Source organism: Pseudomonas sp. GW821-FHT09E04, assembly GCF_059416185.1.
On the sequence record NZ_JBWKOR010000007.1, the window covers coordinates 219,653 to 241,117 of the forward strand.

At 61.4% G+C, this 21,465-nt stretch carries 18 protein-coding genes; 12 read left to right on the forward strand and 6 right to left on the reverse strand.

The genetic code is table 11. The annotated features are described in order from the left end of the window. The first annotated feature begins 183 nt into the window (after positions 1–183). From eat to AC07N4_RS25035, 9 genes are all read left to right on the forward strand, one after another. Positions 184–1,554, forward strand: a complete 1,371-nt coding sequence (eat, locus tag AC07N4_RS24995; protein WP_096820772.1) for an ethanolamine permease — start codon at positions 184–186, stop codon at positions 1,552–1,554. 80 nt (positions 1,555–1,634) lie between these two features. After that, positions 1,635–3,029, forward strand: coding sequence for an ethanolamine ammonia-lyase subunit EutB (locus tag AC07N4_RS25000; protein ID WP_493066445.1), 1,395 nt, complete (start codon positions 1,635–1,637; stop codon positions 3,027–3,029). Next, positions 3,026–3,859 carry an ethanolamine ammonia-lyase subunit EutC gene (gene eutC / locus AC07N4_RS25005; protein WP_493066444.1) on the forward strand — a complete coding sequence of 278 codons (834 nt, stop codon included), beginning with the start codon at positions 3,026–3,028 and terminating at the stop codon, positions 3,857–3,859. The genes AC07N4_RS25000 and eutC overlap by 4 nt, the downstream gene beginning before the upstream one ends. A 115-nt stretch (positions 3,860–3,974) precedes the next feature. Beyond that, positions 3,975–4,436, forward strand: a complete 462-nt coding sequence (locus AC07N4_RS25010; RefSeq protein ID WP_096820770.1) for a GNAT family N-acetyltransferase — start codon at positions 3,975–3,977, stop codon at positions 4,434–4,436. Positions 4,437–4,674: 238 nt separating this feature from the next. Further along, positions 4,675–5,325, forward strand: a complete 651-nt coding sequence (locus tag AC07N4_RS25015; protein WP_096820769.1) for a DedA family protein — start codon at positions 4,675–4,677, stop codon at positions 5,323–5,325. A 4-nt stretch (positions 5,326–5,329) separates the two neighbouring features. Then, on the forward strand, positions 5,330–6,142 hold the full coding sequence (locus tag AC07N4_RS25020; protein ID WP_493066443.1) for a M90 family metallopeptidase: 813 nt from the start codon (positions 5,330–5,332) through the stop codon (positions 6,140–6,142). A gap of 112 nt (positions 6,143–6,254) precedes the next feature. Next, entirely contained in the window at positions 6,255–6,782 is a 528-nt protein-coding gene (gene ppa / locus AC07N4_RS25025) for an inorganic diphosphatase (protein ID WP_007990564.1), read from the forward strand. A gap of 221 nt (positions 6,783–7,003) precedes the next feature. Continuing rightward, positions 7,004–7,741, forward strand: a complete 738-nt coding sequence (locus AC07N4_RS25030; protein ID WP_085732972.1) for a S24 family peptidase — start codon at positions 7,004–7,006, stop codon at positions 7,739–7,741. Positions 7,742–8,156: 415 nt separating this feature from the next. Beyond that, positions 8,157–8,633 carry a hypothetical protein gene (locus AC07N4_RS25035; RefSeq protein WP_256580622.1) on the forward strand — a complete coding sequence of 159 codons (477 nt, stop codon included), beginning with the start codon at positions 8,157–8,159 and terminating at the stop codon, positions 8,631–8,633. A gap of 1 nt (position 8,634) precedes the next feature. On the opposite strand, the gene AC07N4_RS25040 is transcribed toward AC07N4_RS25035, so the two are convergent. The 6 genes from AC07N4_RS25040 to AC07N4_RS25065 are packed head-to-tail and all read right to left on the reverse strand — an operon-like array spanning position 8,635 to position 18,808. Further along, complete coding sequence (locus tag AC07N4_RS25040; protein ID WP_102620863.1) at positions 8,635–9,447, reverse strand: YfaP family protein; 813 nt, start codon at positions 9,445–9,447, stop codon at positions 8,635–8,637. 3 nt (positions 9,448–9,450) lie between these two features. After that, the gene (locus AC07N4_RS25045; protein ID WP_493066442.1) at positions 9,451–11,070 is read right to left on the reverse strand and encodes a DUF2300 domain-containing protein; all 1,620 of its coding nucleotides are present in this window, start codon (positions 11,068–11,070) and stop codon (positions 9,451–9,453) included. 1 nt (position 11,071) lies between these two features. Then, positions 11,072–15,637, reverse strand: a complete 4,566-nt coding sequence (locus tag AC07N4_RS25050) for an alpha-2-macroglobulin family protein (RefSeq protein WP_493066441.1) — start codon at positions 15,635–15,637, stop codon at positions 11,072–11,074. Continuing rightward, a complete protein-coding gene (locus AC07N4_RS25055) occupies positions 15,634–16,299 on the reverse strand; it encodes a DUF1175 domain-containing protein (RefSeq protein ID WP_170931650.1) in 666 nt (221 codons plus the stop codon). The genes AC07N4_RS25050 and AC07N4_RS25055 overlap by 4 nt, the downstream gene beginning before the upstream one ends. After that, positions 16,269–17,981 carry a DUF2138 domain-containing protein gene (locus tag AC07N4_RS25060; RefSeq protein WP_096820762.1) on the reverse strand — a complete coding sequence of 571 codons (1,713 nt, stop codon included), beginning with the start codon at positions 17,979–17,981 and terminating at the stop codon, positions 16,269–16,271. The genes AC07N4_RS25055 and AC07N4_RS25060 overlap by 31 nt, the downstream gene beginning before the upstream one ends. 35 nt (positions 17,982–18,016) lie before the next feature. After that, a complete protein-coding gene (locus AC07N4_RS25065; protein WP_493066440.1) occupies positions 18,017–18,808 on the reverse strand; it encodes a YfaP family protein in 792 nt (263 codons plus the stop codon). Between the two features lie 277 nt (positions 18,809–19,085). Here AC07N4_RS25065 and AC07N4_RS25070 point away from each other — a divergent pair, with 277 nt between their 5' ends. The 3 genes from AC07N4_RS25070 (at position 19,086) to ispA (ending at position 21,446) form a co-directional block, all read left to right on the forward strand. Further along, entirely contained in the window at positions 19,086–20,231 is a 1,146-nt protein-coding gene (locus tag AC07N4_RS25070; protein WP_493066439.1) for a Fic family protein, read from the forward strand. A gap of 88 nt (positions 20,232–20,319) precedes the next feature. Then, complete coding sequence (locus AC07N4_RS25075) at positions 20,320–20,562, forward strand: exodeoxyribonuclease VII small subunit (protein ID WP_007894317.1); 243 nt, start codon at positions 20,320–20,322, stop codon at positions 20,560–20,562. Beyond that, positions 20,559–21,446, forward strand: coding sequence for a (2E,6E)-farnesyl diphosphate synthase (ispA, locus tag AC07N4_RS25080; protein ID WP_096820759.1), 888 nt, complete (start codon positions 20,559–20,561; stop codon positions 21,444–21,446). Before AC07N4_RS25075 ends, ispA begins: the two co-directional genes overlap by 4 nt. Positions 21,447–21,465 lie beyond the last annotated feature (19 nt).

Below are 21,465 nucleotides of genomic sequence, written 5' to 3' on the forward strand. Positions count from 1 at the left end.
ATTTCGGCACCGCCCTTTTCATCCCGATGACAACTCCCTGGCCTGGCCGCTCTGGCACGGGCCTTGCGTACCCGTCATTCAGGATTTGCGTGAACACTGCCGCTGCGTGAACAGCATCCACCCACTCAACCGCTGCACCCGAAAGTCCAACAGATCGAACAATAAAAAAGACAGAGAGGACTTATGACTTCCACCACACAGCTCAAACCCACACTCGGCACCCTGCATCTCTGGGGTATTGCCGTCGGCCTGGTGATTTCCGGCGAATACTTCGGCTGGAGTTACGGCTGGGGTACGGCGGGAACCCTGGGTTTCCTGGTCACGGCCCTGATGGTCGCGACCATGTACACCTGCTTCATCTTCAGTTTCACCGAACTGACCACCGCGATTCCCCACGCGGGCGGGCCGTTTGCCTACAGCCGTCGGGCGTTCGGCGAGAAAGGCGGATTGATCGCCGGGATCGCCACGCTGATCGAGTTCGTGTTCGCCCCGCCAGCCATCGCCATGGCCATCGGTGCCTATCTCAATGTGCAATATCCGGAACTTGATCCGAAAGTCGCGGCGGTCGGCGCGTATTTCGTGTTCATGACCCTGAACATCCTCGGCGTCAGCATCGCCGCGACCTTCGAACTGGTGGTCACCGTGCTCGCCGTCGCCGAACTACTGGTGTTCATGGGCGTCGTTGCACCGGGCTTCAGTTTCAGCAACTTCGTGCTGAACGGCTGGTCGGGCGCCAATGAATTCACGATGGGATCGATTCCCGGCATTTTCGCCGCCATTCCCTTCGCGATCTGGTTCTTTCTCGCCATCGAAGGCGCGGCCATGGCGGCCGAGGAAGCCAAGGACCCGAAACGCACGATTCCCAAGGCTTATGTCAGCGGCATCCTGACCCTGGTGTTCCTGGCCATCGGCGTCATGGTGATGGCCGGCGGCGTTGGCGACTGGCGTCAACTGTCGAACATCAACGACCCGTTGCCTCAAGCGATGAAAGCAGTGGTCGGCAACAATTCGACGTGGATGCACATGCTGGTCTGGATCGGCCTGTTCGGGCTGGTGGCGAGTTTCCACGGGATCATCCTCGGTTACTCGCGGCAGTTCTTCGCCCTCGCCCGGGCCGGTTATCTGCCGAAAAGCCTGGCCAAACTCTCGCGTTTCCAGACGCCGCACCGGGCGATTCTGGCCGGCGGCGTGATCGGCATCGCGGCAATCTACAGCGACGGACTGGTCAATCTGCAAGGCATGACCCTGACGGCAGCGATGATCACCATGTCGGTGTTCGGCGCCATCGTGATGTACATCATCAGCATGCTCAGCCTGTTCAAACTGCGCAAAACCGAGCCGAACCTGGAACGCACCTTCCGCGCGCCGGGTTATCCGGTGGTGCCGGCCATTGCGCTGTTTCTGGCGGTGGTGTGCCTGGTGGCGATGGCCTGGTTCAACACGCTGATCGGTTGTGTGTTCCTCGGGTTCATGGCCGCCGGTTACCTGTACTTCCAGCTGACCGCCAAGCAACGCTCCGAAGCACCGGCAGACGCTATGCTCGAAGGTATCTAAACGCTAACTGAGCTGCACCGGCATCGGGCCTCGGGCTCGGTGCCCGCACTAAAAGCATTCATTCAGGAGGAACGCGCCCCATGGCCGCATTTGCCCATACCGTCGGCGCCCAGACCTATCGCTTCGACAGCCTGAAAGACGTGATGGCCAAGGCCAGCCCGGCGCGCTCCGGGGATTTTCTGGCCGGCGTCGCCGCGCTCAACGATGGCGAGCGGGTGGCCGCGCAAATGACGCTGGCCGACATCCCGCTGACACATTTCCTGCAGGAAGCGCTGATTCCCTACGAATCCGATGAAGTCACCCGACTGATCATCGACAGCCATGACCAGCAGGCCTTTGCGGTCGTCAGCCATCTCACCGTTGGCGGCTTTCGCGACTGGCTTCTGAGCGAAGCGGCCGACGAGTCCAGCCTGCGGGCCCTCGCCCCCGGCCTGACGCCGGAAATGGTCGCGGCAGTGTCGAAGATCATGCGCGTGCAGGATCTGGTGCTGGTGGCGCAGAAGATCCGCGTCGTCACGAAATTTCGCGGCACCCTCGGCCTGCGTGGACGGTTATCCACAAGGCTGCAACCCAATCACCCGACCGACGAACCGTCCGGCATCGCCGCGAGCATTCTCGACGGCCTGCTGTACGGCAATGGCGATGCGATGATCGGCATCAACCCGGCCACCGACAGCATCGCCTCGATCTGCGCAATGCTGGAAATGCTCGACGCGATCATCCAGCGCTACGACATTCCGACCCAGGCCTGCGTACTGACCCACGTCACCACCTCTATAGAGGCGATCAACCGTGGGGTGCCGCTGGATCTGGTGTTCCAGTCGATTGCCGGCACCGAGGCGGCCAACGCCAGTTTCGGCATCAACCTGAATATCTTGCAGGAAGGCTATGACGCCGGGCTGAGCCTCAATCGCGGCACGCTGGGGCAAAACCTAATGTATTTCGAGACTGGTCAGGGCAGCGCGCTGTCGGCCAATGCCCACCACGGCGTCGATCAACAGACCTGCGAGACCCGGGCCTACGCTGTGGCGCGACATTTCAAACCGTTTCTGGTGAACACCGTCGTAGGATTCATCGGCCCGGAATACCTCTACAACGGCAAGCAGATCATCCGCGCCGGCCTCGAAGACCACTTCTGCGGCAAGCTGCTCGGCGTGCCGATGGGCTGCGACATCTGCTACACCAACCACGCCGAAGCCGACCAGGACGACATGGACACCCTGCTGACCCTGCTGGGCGTGGCGGGGATCAATTTCATCATGGGCATCCCCGGCTCCGACGACATCATGCTCAACTACCAGACCACTTCGTTCCACGACGCCCTCTACGCGCGTCAGACCCTGGGCCTGAAACCGGCGCCGGAGTTCGAGCAGTGGCTGGCGAACATGGGCATCTTCACCCAGGCGGACGGCAAGGTCCGCTTCGGCAACAACCTGCCGCCGGCCTTCCGCCAGGCGTTGGCGCAACTGGGATGAGTCAGATGGAAAAACCGCCCGTCGATCCACAAAACCCCTGGCTTAAGCTGCGCCGCCTGACCCCGGCGCGGATCGCTCTCGGCCGCACCGGCACCAGCCTGCCGACCCGCGCGCAGCTGGATTTCCAGTTCGCCCACGCTCAGGCCCGTGATGCGGTGCATTTACCCTTCGACCATGCAGGGCTCAGTGCCCAACTGACGGAGCGTCAGCGTGACAGCCTGCTGCTGCACAGCGCGGCTGCGGATCGCAACAGCTACCTGCAACGCCCGGACCTGGGGCGCAAATTGAGCGATCAATCGGCGCAAGCCCTGCGTGAATACGCCCTGGCGCATCCGGGCGGCGTGGACCTGGTGATCGTCGTGGCCGACGGCCTCTCGGCACTGGCGGTGCATCGGCACACCCTGCCCTTTCTCAACCGTCTGGAAGAACAGATGACCGCCGACGAATGGTCGACCGCGCCGGTAGTGCTGGTAGAGCAAGGCCGAGTGGCGGTTGGCGATGAAATCGGCCAATTGCTGGGCGCAAAAATGGTCGTGATGCTGATCGGAGAGCGCCCCGGCCTCAGCTCGCCGGACAGCCTCGGTTTATATTTCACCTACAATCCAAAGGTCGGCCTCACGGATGCCTACCGCAATTGCATCTCCAATGTGCGGCTGGAGGGCCTCAGCTACGGCATGGCGGCCCATCGCTTGCTGTATCTGATGCGTGAAGCCTGTCGGCGACAACTGTCGGGCGTCAATCTGAAGGACGAAGCGCAGGTTCAGACGCTGGAATCGGAAGCAGGTGCAGATATGAAGAGTAATTTCCTACTCGATCCGCCCCCAGCCTGAACCGTTTCCGCATTGCGTTTCTGCGCCGGTTTCAGGCAGGATCGATGCACGGCCGCACGGGTTTCCCATCGCCGTCAGAGCAGTTGAAGACAGCCACTTGAAGACGAGACCTATCATGCGGATTATTCAAGCGACCCTCGAACACCTGGACCTGCTGGCCCCGCTGTTCGTCAAATATCGCGAGTTCTACGGTTCCCTGCCCTATCCGGACTCGTCCCGGGCATTCCTTGAAAAACGCCTGCGGCGCAAGGAATCGGTGATTTACCTGGCCCTGGCCGATGACGACGACAAAAAGCTCATGGGTTTCTGTCAGCTCTACCCGAGCTTTTCCTCGCTGTCGCTCAAGCGTGTATGGATCCTCAACGACATCTACGTCGCCGAAGACGCCCGCCGCCAGCTGGTCGCCGACAACCTGATCCGCACCGCGAAGAGAATGGCCAAGGAAACCCAGGCCGTGCGTATGCGCGTATCCACCAGCAGCAACAACGAAGTGGCGCAGAAAACCTACGAATCCATCGGATTCAAGGAAGACACCGAGTTCAAGAACTACGTGCTGCCGATCAGCGACGAACTCTGATTTTTTCTAACAATGCGCAAGCCGGCCATCGTGGCGAAGGAGCAAACCTCCTCGCCACCAAGGCTGGCGCCTCGTTCCCCCCTCGAAACGCCCCGCTACAAAACCAACGCGCTTTTCACCTATCAGCTCGTATAATCCTGAGCTTTCCGGCTTGTAAGAAAAACTACACCCGCTTGTAGGCTTACACCGAATCATCCGCACAGGCCTGCCGAGTCGGGCCGTCACCACAGGTGCCCACATGGATTTCAACCCGATCGACCTCATCCTGCATCTCGACGTCTATCTCGACATGCTGGTGAACAACTATGGGACCTGGATCTACGCCATCCTGTTTCTGGTGATCTTTTGCGAGACCGGCCTGGTGGTCATGCCATTCCTGCCGGGTGATTCGCTGCTGTTCATCGCCGGCGCCGTTGCCGCAGGTGGCGGCATGGACCCGGTGCTGCTGGGCGGCCTGCTGATGCTGGCGGCGATCCTCGGTGACAGCACCAACTACGTGATCGGACGAACGGCCGGCGAAAAACTGTTCAGCAATCCGAACTCGAAGATCTTCCGCCGTGACTATCTGCAACAGACCCACGATTTCTACGACAAGCACGGCGGCAAGACCGTGACCCTGGCGCGCTTCCTGCCGATCATCCGCACCTTTGCGCCGTTCGTCGCCGGTGTCGCAAAAATGCCTTACGCGCGCTTCTTCGGTTTCAGCGTGTTCGGCACCGTCCTGTGGGTCGGTGGTCTGGTGACATTGGGCTACTTCTTCGGCAACGTACCGTTCATCAAGAAAAACCTGTCGCTGCTGGTCGTCGGCATCATCCTGCTGTCGCTGGTACCGATGATCATTGGCGTGGTTCGCAGTCGTTTCGGCGGCGCCAAAGCCCAATCGAACTAAGTCGATGTGGTCGCTGAGCGCCTGGCGACGCCGGCGCATCCTGGCAAAGCACCCGATTGCCGATGATATGTGGCAGCGGGTGCGCCACCACCTGACCTTTCTCGACGGCATCAGCGCCGAGGAGGATCAGTGGCTGCGCGAAACCAGCGTCCTGTTCCTTGAAGACAAACACCTGACCGCCCTGCCCGGCGTCGAGCTGCATCAGGAACAACGTCTGCTGCTCGCCGTCCAGGCGCAATTGCCGCTTTTACACCTCGACGATCTGAACTGGTATCAGGGTTTTCACGAAATCGTTCTCTATCCCGACGACTTCCTCAGCCCCCAGCGCCATCGCGATGCCAGTGGTGTGGAGCACGAATGGGACGGCGAACACAGCGGTGAAGCCTGGCAGCAAGGGCCGATCATCCTCGCCTGGCCCGGGGTGATGGCCAGTGGTGGCTGGGAAGGCTACAACCTGGTGATCCACGAACTGGCGCACAAACTCGACATGCTCAATGGCGACGCCAACGGCCTGCCGCCGCTGCATGCCGACATGCGGGTCAGCGACTGGGCCCAGGTGATGCAAGCGGCCTACGACGATCTCAACCGCCAGCTCGACCGCCATCCCGACGCCGAAACCGCCATCGACCCGTATGCCGCCGAGAACCCGGCCGAGTTCTTCGCCGTCACCAGCGAGTACTTTTTCAGCGCCCCGGATCTGCTGCACGAGGCTTATCCACAGGTGTATGCGCAGTTGCAGCTTTTCTACCGACAGGATCCGCTGGCACGACTGAAGCAACTTCAGGCCACGGACCCGGTCTATCAGGCACACGAGTAAGGCCTGGACGACCTTCGGTGCATGGCATCGCGGGTGGAATATGCCTATAATCGCCGCCACTTTTTGGTCAATCCGGCCAAGTGTTTTGGTCTACTAACGGGGGCAACGCCCAATGAGCTACAGCAAGATTCCGGCTGGCAAAGACCTGCCGAACGACATCTACGTCGCGATCGAGATCCCGGCCAACCACGCGCCGATCAAATACGAAATCGACAAAGACAGCGATTGCCTGTTCGTTGACCGTTTCATGGCCACCCCGATGTTCTACCCGGCCAACTACGGTTACATCCCGAACACCCTGGCTGACGACGGTGATCCCCTGGACGTGCTGGTCGTAACCCCTTACCCGGTTGCTCCAGGTTCGGTGATCCGCGCTCGTCCAGTCGGCATCCTGAACATGACCGACGACGGCGGCGGCGATGCCAAAGTCATCGCAGTCCCACACGACAAGCTGTCCCAGCTGTACGTGGACGTGAAGGAATACACCGACCTGCCAGCCCTGCTGATCCAGCAGATCGAGCACTTCTTCGCGAACTACAAAGATCTCGAAAAAGGCAAATGGGTGAAAATCGAAGGCTGGGCCGGTGCAGACGCCGCCCGCGAAGCGATCACCAAGTCGGTTGCTGCCTACAAAGGCTAAGCCTCGCGACCTGCGACACGCTTGAAGAAAACCCCGGTTGATCCGGGGTTTTTTGTGCCTGACTGGCAGGGGCTTAAACAGCTTGTTTATGGCTGCCTACAGAAAAGTTTTAGTGTGTGTAATTTCCCACAAGTACGTCTTACATCCCGTCGCAAAATTTGCCGCGATTTTGAACGCCAGGTTTATTCAAACCGCTCTAGGCCGGCCGTAGACTCATGTTTATGAGAAAGAACACTAGCGGTCCAAGATTCAAGGCGCTCCTGGAAGCTGCGAATATCACCACCACGGGATTCGCAAAGTTCTGGGGCACGGAAGCCCAAAACGTTCATAACTGGTACACCCGGGGCGTACCCGCGTACCGCATGGAAGAAGTCGCGCGCCTGCTGTCCGTCAACAGCCAATGGCTGAAAACCGGTGAAGGCCCGAAAGAAGCGCCGCACCTGTACACCGCCGGCGACACACTGGATGCCCAGGCGATTCAGGGCGTCTATACGGTGCTCGAATCCACCGACATCGAACTGCCGCTCTACAAGGAAGCCCCGACTGCCCCTGGCTCCGACAAGACCCATGTCATCAAGGACCCGGAGCAAACCATCCGCCTGCCCCGCAGCCACCTCGAAACCCTGGAAATCCGCCACACCGACGCCATCTGCACGCACATGATCGGCAACAGCATGGCCGAGAAGATCGAAGACGGCTCCACCCTCGCCATCGACCGCGGCCTCACCCAGGTGGTGGACGGCGAAATCTACGCCATCGAACACGACGGCATGCTGCGCATCAAATACCTGCACCGCATGCCCGGCAATGCCCTGCGCCTGCGCAGCCACAACAGCGCCGAATACCCGGACGAGATCTTCCGGGCAGCGCAGATCGAGGAGCAGAGGATTCATGTATTGGGGTGGGTGTTCTGGTGGTCGACGCTGGGCAAACGGCGGCCGGTGGTGCCGTTTCTCTGAGGTTACTGCTGTTGTGGGAACTCGCCGGCTGGCGATGAGGCCCGGAAAATCAGTACAAATCCCGAATTTGTTCTGCTGCGGTCGCTCTAAACCGCACTTCAGGCTGGGAATCCCCGGCAAAACTCAGTATCCTGCGCCCCACATTCGCGCATCGACCGCCCTGCGGCCCAGATGACGCCTGACGCGGCAGACCACTGTCTGACCAAGTCCCACAGCCGGACGCAAGATCCGGGTGTACGTTTTGAAGGCTGGCGCGGTTTACCAAAAATAAACCAAGCCAGTCCCCGAGAAGCCGGCCACAAGCCGGCTTTTTAATGCCTGTTGGAAAAGTGATTTTCGAGAGGCGTTCAGCCAATTGCTGATCAACACCAAATTGTGCAGCAGGTACTTGCACAATTGTTCAGCGAAAAGGCTCTTGGCAACTTCGATGCTTAATCCACTACAAGGACGTTCAAGATTGCTCCCATCTGCCCTGAATTCACGCCTGAAATCCGTCGGACTGGTTTCGACCATATGCCTCTGCCTGACAGCTTGCGTGGGAGTAGGCGTTTCCCTCCCTGAAAAAACCACACTAAAAACCGACGCCTACAGAGCACAAAGCTACCGCTCGATTCCCCCACAGATCACCAGAACAGTAAAATCGACACCCGCCCGAGAATGGTGCGGAATTACTGTCTGGGCGCTGGTAGTTCCGGTGCCGTTGAAGCTGCCGGTGTGCACGTCGTACTTCGAACAGTCCTTCGGCAAAGACGAGTTCGGAAACGAAGCCGTTCTGCTCAACACCCAGCAAAAAGTGCCATCTCCGCTATACGCTTGTGGCCCATTCATGGTGCTGGGACCAATCGTTCACGGATATGAAGGCAATGCACTGTGCGGCGTTTTTCCCGATTGACTCACGGATAACTAAACGACTTCACCAACGTCAACTCCCCCACCGCCCGCATCGGTACCAAAAACGTCTCCATCTTCTCGCTCGGTGTCCCTTCCTCGGTAATCACCGTCACCTGCGCCGTGGTCAGCGGCTGCACCGCCTCTTCCCCGCCCTCGTCATCCCCGCGATAGCCACCGCCGAAGTAGTTCACATACACCAGATACTGCCCCTTGATCGGCGCCGGCATGGCGAAGATTTCCGGGCCGTAACCGGTGGTCACGTCAACGTCCAATGCAGCGCCGTTGGGGGCGACGCGGTTGCCGTACCAGATGTGCGCGCCGTCCGGTGTGACCAGATGCAAGTCGAGGTCGGTGCCGTCGCTGTCCCAGGACAGCAGCACGCGCAGTTTGGCCGGGGTGGCGCCGCCGCTGACGTTGAGGAATTGCGTGCGGTGGCGTTGCTGGCCGTCGGGGCTGCGGACTTCGACGCTGTTGCTGCCGTTGGGGAATGAGAATGGGCGGTCGAAGCGGCCGCTGTCGTCGATTTTCAGCGGCATGCTGACGCCATTGACGATCAGCCGGCCGGGCTCTTTGTTTTTCGGTGTGGCTTTGATTTCGCCGCTGATGCGTGCGGTGTTGGCCTGGCCGACCGGGGTGTTCACCGAGGAGGCCGGGTAGTTGACGGTCTGGCGGAAGTTTTCGCCGTCGCCCTCGGGCGCGCCGCTGCGCCAGCCGCCGATCGGGGTGTCGAGTTTGACGCTGTCGGCGGCCATCGCCATCGGCAATGCATTGAGCGCGCAGAGCAACAGCAAGACCTGTGGATAACGGAGTGTCATGGTCTATTCCAGCAAAAGGTGACGGGCGAGCCCTTCGATATAGGTTTCATCCTGGCCGTTGGGGTGTGCTTCAAAGGCCAGGTGCAGGTATTCGTGAGTCAGGTCGAGGCGATCCTGCAAAGACAGCACGCCGCGCACGTAGATGCGCTGACGTTCGCGGTCGACGAAGGGTCGTCCGAAGGCGAGTTTGCAGACGGCGAAAGTGCTGACTTCGTTGTAGCCAGTTTCGCTTTCCAGCCTCGGACGCCAGCCGCGCCGTTGTTTTTGCAGCCAGTCTTGCGCAGCGGGCAACGCTTCGCAGGACGCCACCGGGTTGTCCCAACGGCTAAGGCTGGCCCGGGGATAGGCGTGCAGCAGAATCGCGTCGTAGCGCTGGCCGGCATTGGCTTGTTCGACGGCTTGCTGCCAGGCAAGTTTGTCGGGGCCAGGTTGATCGGAGTGATAGGTGACGGTGCTGCCGGCCAACACCAGATCCGCCGTCCACGCCGCAATGCTGCGCGACTCGGCGGAGGCTGGACGCGGTGCGACCCGTTGGCGGGTGCTGCTGTCATCGATGCTCAGGCATTCGCCGTTGCGCGTGGCGTTTTGCAGCAGATACGTGCGGATTGCCACGGCCAATGCTTTGGCGGCTTCGGCGGGTTCGGGTTTGGCTTCACGCTCCAGCACACGGGCGACGTACTCTTCGCGATCCAGCCGGGCGACCAGTTTGTCGTTGAGCAGAAACAATTCGCCGTCGCTGTGGATATCCAGCGCATTGCCATTGGCGAATTCCACGCGGTAATCGCCCTGCAACGGGCCGGAACTCACCACTCGATCACCGACCAGAACCCGCGAAACCGGATAACGCGAGAACAATCCCACCTCAACACAACGCCCCGCCTCCGCCGGCCACGATGCGGGCAACACCGTCGCCAACGCCGAACCGTAATGCCGCAGAACCATCTGACTGGTACCCCGGCCACCCGCCCAGATCGGCGAACCATCCGCCGTCCAGCCAGCGAATCCGCCCTGGCGTGATTGAGGGTCCTGATCGCCGAGCCAGCTCCAGGTTTTCACCCGCAAGCGGCCGCCCAGTTCACCGACGACATTGCCGTCCGCCGCGTTCAGCACCACGTCGAGCAGCACACGACGCATCTGATCCTGAGCCGGCAGCAAAGCCAAAACTTTCAGCAAGTCAGCGACGGAAACCCGAGTAGCCGGTTGCACCGATGGCAGGTCCAGCAACCACGACGGCGCCTGTCGCGCCTGCCAATAGGTTTTCCAATCGCCAGCGGTTATGCCCAGCCGCGCCGGCTCGAAATACAGCCCGCAGGATTTCACCAGCGCCTGATCACGTTCGATCTTGCCGCCCGCGGTGCAGCAATAGACTTCTTCCTTCGACTGCCCGCGGCATTCATACGCCGGCTCTTGCGCGCCGGTATCCACCAGCCACGCGTAAACGAACACCTTCCACAGACTGCCCAGCGGCGTATCCAGAGACGAAGGCAGCGGCTCGCGAGCGGTCAGTTGCGTGGTGTTCAGCGACAACAACTCGCCCTTGTAGGCCACGCGCAACGGCTCATCCTGCGCCGTCGCCAGCGCAGGAATCACACACATCAGCAGCCACAGCAGCGGCCGGGTCATGTCAGTTGACCGTGACCTGACCGAGGGCGGCTTTCGCTTCCTGGGCCTGATGCTGCGGCGCGTAGACCTGAGTGAAGCGCACCGGCGGCAGGTTGAACTGGCCCTTCTGCGAGAAGCGCACCAGATGCCGCAGACGCAATTCACCGCTCAGCGCATCCACCGGCACCGCGTAGGCCAGTTGGCCCGGTTCGAACCGTGCTTTCTCCAGCGCGGTCGGCTCGGTGCCGTCCTTGCCCTGCAACTTGATGCCCCAGGTCGTGCGCTCGACATCCGCGCCCGGCGGCAGCGGCACTTCGAGCATGCCGTAGCGCAGCGGTTTCGGTGCCTTGCTGGTGAGGATCACCTCGTCCAGGTACAGGCTGTCGCTGGACAGCGGCTTGGTGCCGACCGGCTCCAGTTTGAAAGTGAAGGCTTCGTCACCCGGCACCAGACGCGACAGACGACGAGTGATGGTCACCGCCATCGGATCAACCGCCGGTTGTTGGGTCTGGAAACTCAGCGCGGCACGCAACGGACGCTCCTGGGTGCCCGACACTGTCAACACGGTCGGCACCGGCGCAGTCCCCTGCCACATCCAGTACATCTCGCCGGTCGCGCCGTAGTTTTTCTTCCAGCCTTCGCCCGGAGCCAGCGCGATGGTCGGCGAGGCCTGAGCGATGCTGCGTTGCAGCCAGGTCAGCGCCAGCGCGCGTTCGAGGGTCGATTGCTGCGGCAACAGGCGTTGCAGCAGCGCGTTCGCACGAGCCTGATCGAACGGTTGCAGCGAAAGGTTCAGCGCTTCGACAAACGGCTGCGAACTGACCGACAAGCGCTGTTGCGCAGCGCCCAACTGACGATTGAATGCTTCCGGCAGAGCAACTTTCGACTGGGTGGCCAGCGATGCGGTCAGGACCCGCGCCGCCGCCAGACCGAGCGCCGAATCCGGATCGCTCATCACCAGACTGTCCTCACCGTCGTCCATCAGGTTCGCGGCATTGCCCTCACCGGCCTTCGCCAGATCGTCCATCAAACCGCTGAGCAGCGTGTTGACCGGCAGATGCATCTGCTTGGCGAACGACAGGATCAGCGCCCGTTGCAGCAACGGCGTGTTCGGCGCCTGCTTGGCGTAAACCTCCAGCACCCGCTGCCAGTGCTCCGGCGGCAGGGTCAGATCCAGCACTTGGCTGGCGTTCCAGTCGGCGTAGTAGGCGTAAGCGGTGAGGAACGCATCCGGTTCACCGTCGAAGCCCCACCAGGTGAAGCTCGCCGACGGCCCGGCCATTTGCACCAGGCGCAGACGGCTGTTCTGCATGATCAGACGCAAGCGGTCGCGGATCTGCGGGCTCGACGCCAGCGACGGATAAGCGATGCTCAGCGGCAGCAAGCGGCTGGCGGTCTGCTCGACGCCGCCGTACGGATAGCTCAGCAGATCGTCGAGGGCGGAACGGAACAGCGCTTGCGGACTGTCATCCAGACGCAGGCGAATGTCGGTGGCGTCCGCCGGCAGAGTCAACGGCGTGTCGCCGCTGGCCACGTCGAGGCTCTGAGTCTGCGTCACTTGCCAGCCTTCTCCGGTCGCGGTCAGGCGCACAGCGAGGGCGTCGGCGGTCTTGCCGTCCTGCACCAGTTCGGCGGTCCATTCGCCGGTGGCCAATGCGAAGGCCGGCAGCGGCAGGTAGTTGATGCCGTTGTTGAGCGTCACCGGCAGGCGCTGTTCGGCGCCGGCGTAGTGCGTCACCAGTTCAGCCTTGACCGGTTTTTCGGCCTGGCTGAAGGCGAACACGCCGAGTTGCGGCTGATCGCCCTTGCGGAATTTGTTCGGCCCGCTCCACTTCAGGTACAGCGGTTTTTCCGAGCGCACGAACTGCTTCTTCTGCCCGACCTGACCGTCATCGGCAATCGCCCGCGCGGTAATGCGCCAGCGGGTCAGCGAGTCCGGCATCTTGAAGGTGAAGCGGGTCTTGCCGTCGGCGTCGGTCAGCAACTCTGGCTGCCACGCGGCGGTATCGACGTCTTCGCGGCGCGGCCGCTCCAGCACTTTTACCCCGCGTTCGCTGCGGTTGGCCTTGCCCGGTGCGCCCGGGCTGCCCGGCAGCGCCACGTCGTAGCTGATGAACGACAGGCTGGCGCTGGTGCGCACGTTGTTGCGGCGCGGGTGGTAGAAGAACTGGTCGATGGTCGGCGCGACTTCCGGTTGCAACGCGTAGACCATTTCATCCACGACGCTGACCGTCAGGTGCGCCGGCACTGCCTTGCCGGCGAACTGCGTGGTCAGGTCGACCGTCACGGTATCGCCCGGCTGATAGGTCTCTTTGTCAGTCTTGATTGCCACGTCGATCTGCGGCGCGACGACCTTGATCCCGGCGTTCTGGAAGCTGTACTGACCGCCCTTGGTGTAGAGCACGGAGAACGTCAGGTTCGGCGCAAAGTTGTCCTTCACCGGGATGCGTGCGCGGTATTGGGTTTCGCTGAGTTTTTCCAGTTTCAGCCAGTCGCCGCCCTTGGCCAGCAGCGCGGTGGCTTCGACCTTGTCGCGCTCCAGCGACAACAGGGCATCACTCACCGGCTCCGGGAAAGTGATCAGCGCCAGCGCTTCGTCGCCGGCCTTGTACTCAGTTTTGTCGAGGACGATTTCCACGGTGCCCGGCACCGCCTTGACGCCGTCGCCGGTGACCGAATGGCCGGTCGCACCAAGCACTCGACCGTGCTGATCTTTCAGCGACAGGTTGTAGGTGCCCGGGCGATCGAACGCCACGCTGAAACCTTTGTCTTTCGCCGCCAGTTTGCCTTCGCCGGTGGTCTGGTCTTCCAGACGCACCCAGCTGTAGCTGCTCGGCACAACGGCCTGAGCCTGTTCGCTGCCACCTTCGTTGGCGTAGCTGAACGCGACCTTGTCACCCACCGCGCTGAAACGCTGCGGCGCAGTCAGGCGGAAGCTGGCGGCGCCCCGGTCGATGAGGATTTCCTTGGTGGTCTTGACCCGATACGCCGCACCATCGCTGGCGAACACGGTGAGCATGTAGCGGCTCGGTTTGTCAGCGGCTGGCAGGTCGAGGTTCGCGTTGCCTTTGCTGTCGGTGGTCAGTTCGGTGCTGGTCAGCTCCACCGGGAATTGCCCGAGGTATTGCAGCTCGTTGTCGACCATCGACAGTTGCTGGGCGCGCAGGCTCAGGGTCAGTTTGGCGTTGGCCACCGGCTTGCCGTCCGGGTACAGCAGCACCAGGCTGCCCTTCACCGGTTCGCCGGTGCGGTAATCCTGCTTGGCCAGATTCAGCGAGATTTCGAAGTGCGGCTTGATGTACTCCGCCACACGGAACGCGCTGCTGTAGGCCTGATCCTTGTAGTTGAAACGCAGCTCGTAACCACCGGCCACCGCGTTGTCCGGCAACTGGAAACGGCCCTGGGTGCCGGCCTTCGAATCGAGTTTCAGATCGAGCCGCTGCAATTCGGTGCCGGTCGCATCGAGTACGCTGACGTTGACGTCCGCCGCACCCGGCAATACCGAGTCCCGCGCGTTCTTGAATTCGCGCCCGACGATTTTCAGCGACACCCAATCGCCCGGGCGATACAGCGGCCGGTCGGTGAAGGCGTAGAGTTTGGTGTCGTAGATTTCGCTGTCGTAATAGAAGTTTTCCGAGACGAACACGCCGCCCTCTTCGTCCTCGCCGATCACGAACGAACGCTCCGGGCTGACGTGTTTCAGGCGCAGCAAACCATCGGTGTCGGTGGCGCCGCTGCTCATCACGCCGAGGCCGTCGGTCCACAGCACATTGACCTTCGGCACCGAACTGCCTTCGTGTTTGCGCGCGGCCCACACCAGCAACTCATCACCAGCAATCTTGCTCACCGCGACGGTGTTGGAAACGAACACCATGGTGGTCGCGCGGTACTTGCCGATCAGCGCTTCAACCAGGTACAGGCCTGGTTTCAGGTTGCCCAGCGGGATGTAGACGTTGCCCGGCGCGACGCTGACGAACTCGCTGGAAGAACCGGCCAGATTCACGCCTTCCGGCGGCTGGATCGGCTTGGCCTGCCACAGCGGATAACGGAACTGGCTGACCACCGGCAGACCCGGAATCAAGGCGAACTGCGGTTGCGCGTCGTAAGGCGTCGGCGCAGCGATGGCGCTGCCCATCTTCAGCTCCGGCACCTCTTCGGTGACTTGCTGACGCGATTCGTAGGAGAACGCACGCTGCATCACCCGACGGGATTTGCGGTACCAGTTGTCCCACAGGTACGCGAGGGTGTTCGACAGGCCTTCGCCCTTGAACTGGCCGTCGCTGACCACGCGGTGCAGGTTCTTCTGGCGCTTGAGGAAGTCCAGCGGCTTGTCGATCTTGTACACGCGAATGTCGGCGCCGCCGTACGGTTCCATGCGGAAACGACGGTAGTCACGGCCCGGCGCTTCGAGGCGCACAACCGCCTGTTCGTCGCTGGCGAAACTGCTGTCGGCCAGCAGGAAGAAGCTTTCACCGGAGACCGGCGTGTAGCCGCTTGGCTCGACGGAGTCTTCGGCATTCACGGCCGAAAACGGCAGGGCTAACAGCAACAGAAAAGGCAGTAAACGCAGCATGCGGGCACCGGTCATTGGGAGAGAAAGTTCAGTCGATAGACGCCGATGAAGTTGGGGTTGGCTGCGTCGGGTATCCATCGGGTGTCCTTCCATGTCATGAGTTGCTGCAGGCTTGCCGAACGCATGCCGTTGTCAGTGGGGGTGGTCGTGCCGGTGTGATAGGCGATGTAACGGCCCATCCAGATCATCAGGTGCTGGTCGTCGCCCTGATCGAAAAACATCAGATCGCCGGGCCGTGCCTGAGACACGTCGCGGCCGATCAGATGGCTGTTGAACTGAATCAGTTTGATCGCGTTGACGTAGGGCCCGACCTTGCCGCCGCCCTGTTGCCATTGCTGGGCAAACTTGCGTTGCTCGTCGCTCAACGCCAGCTCCGGCGGCAGGTAGCGGTTGGACACGCCATTGCTGCGCAGCCATTTGTCGTCATGGACTTTCAGCGCTTCGTTGGCGGCGAAACGCACCAGCCCGGCGCAGTCCTGCTGATACCAGCGCGGGCTCGGGCCTTTGCTCAACTGCTCCTGAGCGATGCGCACGAACCAGGCGCGAAAGACCTGGGACTGCGCAGGATCGAGCGCCGGCGCTTCGACCGCTCGGGCACCCGCGCTCAGTAACAGCGCGAGCAAGCCGAGGCTGCGGATCAGTGCCGTCACAGCGCTTTCCACTCCAGCGGCAGCCATTGCCAGTGACCGTCGGGCTCACTGCCTTCCGGCAACGTCAGGGCGTATTTGCCGTAACCGCCGAGGGTGCGCAGTTTCGGGATCAGGTAGGTTTGCGCGGCGTTGTAGAACACCGGCTCCATGTCCTGCGGCAGGCTGTCGAGGGTTTCCTGCTGCATCAGTTGCGCCATCGAGTCCGGACCAAAGTAGATTGGCATCAGCACGTCTTTGGGCAGCACATCGGCCATCGGCGGGAAGCGTTTGTCGAGGGTGCCGAGAGCCTTGTCGACCAGTTTGTCGTCGAGGGAAAACAGCAGCGTCGAACCGTGGCGCGCCAGGCTGACTTTCATGAAAGCCTTGCCGGTGATCGCGTCCGGGTTCTCGGCATCCTTGGCCGCGTAAGGACCGAAGTTGGAGCTGACCTGACGCTGCCAGAGGTGGCTCTGGCCTTCCTGTTTTTCCACCACCGGGAACGCGTGCTCATCGACGTTGCCTTCATAGGCGCCGACCATCGAATCGAACAGCGTACCGATATCACCGTCGAGTTTGCCGCTGTCCTCGTCCTTCAGACTGGCCACCAGCAACGGCGTGTACAGCCGCGAATCGGCATACCAACACAGGCCCGCCGCGCCGGCCACGTGTTCGGTAAGCGTCTGCGCTACTGCTTCTTCGGCGCCTAGCTTCACCAGCAATGGTTTCTGCGGCTCGGCAGCTACCGGCAAGGTCACACAGGCACTGGCACCCAGCGGCATGGCTTGCCAGACCGGTTTGAAATCGAAGTCCGGCTGGTTCTCCAGTTCATCCATGGCGAGGAAGCTGTGCCAGCCCTTGTCGTCCATGTCGAAACGCAGGCCGGCGAAGTTCGGGATGAAGCGCTGGTAACCCATGGCCAGAACGCTGGAATTGACCGACAGACGCTGTTTGGTTTCAGGTGTTTTCGCCGGCAGCCCGAACGCTTCGGGGAACAATTTTTCGCCATTTAGCAGCGCCGCCAGCGCTTGTGGCGAAACATGGCCAGACTCTTCGGAGGCGCCACTTTCAGGGTCGTAGAATTTGGTCGGGTTGGACAGCACCACCAGTTTGTCGCCACGGGAAGCGAACAACAGTGATTTGCTGGCGTTGTAGGTCAGTTGATACAGCGGCACCTCGTCACTGCCGACTTTCAGGGTGCTCAACACGCTCAGTTGCGAATCATCCAGCGCGACTTTCGCCAGCGGCTCCAGCAGTTTGGCCAAACCGCCGCGATCCATCACCAACAGGAAATCCTTCAGACGACCATCGGCGCCACGCCACAGCGCTACGTCTGCCGGTTGATCGAAGAGCTGTTCGATCAGGCTGTCCTGCAGCTTCAGATCATGCTCGTAGATGATCCGCCGCAGACTGCCGATCAGCCCGAGGCGGTCGGCGTGGGTTTCGTAATAGAAGACGAAATCCTCGGTGAGCGTGGCCTTGAGGAACGGCACCGTCAGCAGGTCCTTGGGCAACTGGCTCAGGGAGCGGGTTTCCAGCAGCGCGTCCGGGCGGCTGAGGCCGAGCTTGTCGCTGGCCAGTGCCGCCGCAGGCAGCTTGGGTTTGTGCATCAGCCAGCCGAGCCCGCCCGCCACGCCGGCCACCAGGCACAGCCCGACCACCAGCAACGGCCAGCGCCGGGAAGGTTTGCCGGCAGGCGTTACGGCGGCCGGTGTAGCAGTGTTATCGCTCATCTTTCCAGAACCCGAGTTCATCCGTGGCGGGATGCTTAATAGTTGAAAGTCTTGACCAGCAGCAGATCACCGATGGCCCGCAGGGGCACGATGAACGTTTCGCGTTTTTCGTCGACGGCATTTTCGTTGAGCACCAGCGTGATCTGCGAGGTGATGACCTCGTTCTGGTTGCTGGTCTCCTCGAAGTTATAGCCGCCGTCGCCAAAGTTGCCCCAATAGTTGACGTAAACCAGATAGGTGCCATGCAGCGGCGCAGTCATGGTGAACATTTCTGGGCCGGGGCCGTCGACACCGTCCGGGTCCAGACCGCCGCCGTTGGTCAACGCCGTGTGGGCGAAAAACGCATGCTGGCCGTCAGGCGTAATGATGTGCAGATCGAGTTCAGCCTTGGGATCGTCCCAGCCGAGCACCACGCGAATTCGCGCCGGCGTACGCAGGTTGTTCGCTTCGTAGAACTGCACGCGCTTGAGCGACTGGCCTTCGGCGCTGCGCACTTCGACGCTGTTGGAGCCTGCGCCAAATGCATAAGGCCGGGCGAAACGCCCATCGTCGTCGGTGTACAGATTCAGCGGATTGCCGTTGACCGCTAGGGTGTGCGGCCCGCGCTGGTTGCCGATGGCCTTGAGCTGGCCCTGGATCATCGTGCGATTACGCTGGATGCCGCGATCGATCGGCGGCGTGGGATAGGCGACTTGCGGGTTTTCACTGCGGTCGAGCAAACCGTTATAGCGCCAGCCGCCCACCGGTTCCGACAGATCAGCGCTCGGCGCCGCCCATAGAGCGGGGGCGCAGGCCAACCCGACCAGCAGCAAAAGAAATGAACGCATGTGATGCCTCCTGCCATGCCTGAACGAAACCTTGCACCCGATCCTCGGTACTTCACAGCGGTGAAAACTGCGTTTCGTCTGAAAGACCCGTGACTGTCGGGTCGTAGAAGGCGCGAAGGTTAGCGATTCGGCAGTTTTTTAACAATCGGATACATCTTGAAATGCGGTGGGAATCACGCACCCGGGTGGACGATGAGCCGAATAGGCGTCATATTCGGCTCACAAAATGAGCCGAATAGCATTTCTATTCGGCTCACGCACTCAGGAACAGCATTTCATGGCAACTCACTGGATCTGGCAGCAACCCGATTGGCCCGACTTCAATTGGCAGGCAGAGCGTCTCACTGCGCTGTTGCGCGAATGCGTTCAGGCGCAGGGACAATTGATGGGCATGGCGGGATCAGTGGGCAATTCACTGAGCGCTCAGACTGAGCTGGACGCGTTGCTGCAGAACATCGTGACCTCCTCGGCCATCGAGGGGGAGCAGTTGAATGTTGAATCCGTGCGTTCTTCATTGGCACGACGTCTGGGGCTGGAATCACCGGATGGCGACAACGTCAGCAAGCGCAGCGAGGGGCTGGCGCAACTGATGCTCGATGCCACTCAACGTTTTGCCGAACCGCTGACGCTGGAACGATTGCTGGAATGGCATTCATGGCTGTTTCCAGAACAGGAGAGTGGTTTCCTTTCGCGAGCAATCAATGTCGGCGCATTACGCGGCGATGAGCCGATGCAGGTGGTTTCCGGACGAATCGACCGTCCGACCGTGCACTTCGAGGCGCCACCGCGACAAGGCCTTGAGCGACAACTCGACAGTTTTCTCAAGTGGTTCGACGCCAGTCAGCATCAGGCAGGCCTTGATCCTTTACTGCGAGCCGGTATTGCACATTTCTGGTTCGTCACCTTGCACCCGTTCGATGACGGCAACGGACGCCTGACTCGCACCCTCACCGATCTGGCACTGGCTCAGGGCGAAGCGCAGGCGATTCGTTTTTACGCGATGTCCGCCAGCATTCTCGATGACCGCGCGGGCTACTACCGAATTCTGGAATCCAGTCAGAAAGCCACGCTGGACATCACTGACTGGCTCACATGGTTCCTGCAAACCCTGCTGCGCAGCCTGCAGCAGGCCATCGCACGGATTGAAAGTGTGTTGGGCAAGTCGCGCTTCTGGCAGGCACACCGCGAGTCCGGGCTGTCGGTGGAGCAGATTAAAGTGCTCAACCGCTTGCTCGACGGTGGTGAACGCGGTTTCGAACACGGTATCAGTGCGGCGCAATACCAGAGTGTGGCCAAGGTCTCCAAAGCCACGGCGACCCGACATCTGGCGGAACTGCTGGAAAAAGGCTGCCTGCAACGTCTTCCGGGCGGCGGGCGGAGCACTCGTTATCAGATCCGTTATCCGGTCGAATCGACTGACTGACACCATTCTCCGTCGGCCCGCTCATTTGCCCATAAACCCCCTATCTGCTAGTGTCGCGCCGGTTTAACGTCAACCGGAATTAGCCGCCATGGCCCGCAAAAAAGCTGCACTGGATTTCGAACAGTCCCTCGCCGACCTGCAAACACTGGTCGAGCGTCTGGAGAACGGTGAATTGTCGCTGGAAGACTCGCTGACCGCTTTCGAGCAGGGCATCGGCCTGACCCGTGACTGCCAGGCAGCGCTGGCCCAGGCCGAGCAGAAGGTCCAGGTGTTGCTGGAGCGCGATGGCGAGCTGGCCGAGGAACCCTTCGACGCGGATCAGCCAGAATGATCGCGGCGTATTCGGCGACCAGCCAGGCGCGGGTCAATGCGGCACTGGAAACCTTGTTCAATGCACCGCTGCCAGAGCTGGCGCGGCTGTACGAAGCGATGCGCTACAGCGTGATGAACGGCGGCAAACGCGTGCGTCCATTGCTGGCCTACGCGGCTTGCGAAGCCCTCGGCGGCAAGGCCGAGCAGGCCAACGGCGCGGCGAGTGCAGTGGAGTTGATCCACGCCTATTCGCTGGTACACGACGATTTGCCGGCGATGGACGACGACGATCTGCGTCGCGGCCAGCCGACCACCCACAAGAAATTCGATGAAGCCTGCGCGATTCTTGCCGGCGACGGTTTGCAGAGCCTGGCGTTCAGCGCCCTGCTCGACCCGCGCCTGAGCGACCTGAGCGCGGATATCCGTCTGCAACAGGTCACGGCGCTGGCGCACGCGGCAGGCCCGGCCGGCATGGTCGGCGGTCAGGCCATCGACCTCGGTTCGGTCGGTCTGAAGCTCGATCAGAAAGCCCTTGAACAGATGCACCGGCACAAGACCGGCGCGCTGATCGAAGTCAGCGTCAAGCTCGGCGCCCTGGCCAGCGGCCGCGCCGAGAAGGATGAACTCAAGGCCCTGCAAAGTTATGCACAGGCCATCGGCCTGGCGTTCCAGGTGCAGGACGACATCCTCGACGTCGAAAGCGATACCGAAACCCTCGGCAAACGCCAGGGCGCCGACATTGCCCGCGACAAGCCGACCTACCCGGCCCTGTTGGGTCTGGACGCAGCCAAGGCCTATGCCCTGGAACTGCGCGATCAGGCATTGCACGCGCTGCGACCGTTTGACGCGGCTGCCGAGCCATTGCGCGATCTGGCCCGGTATATCGTCGACCGGCGCAACTAAAGGCTAATCAGCCAAAAAA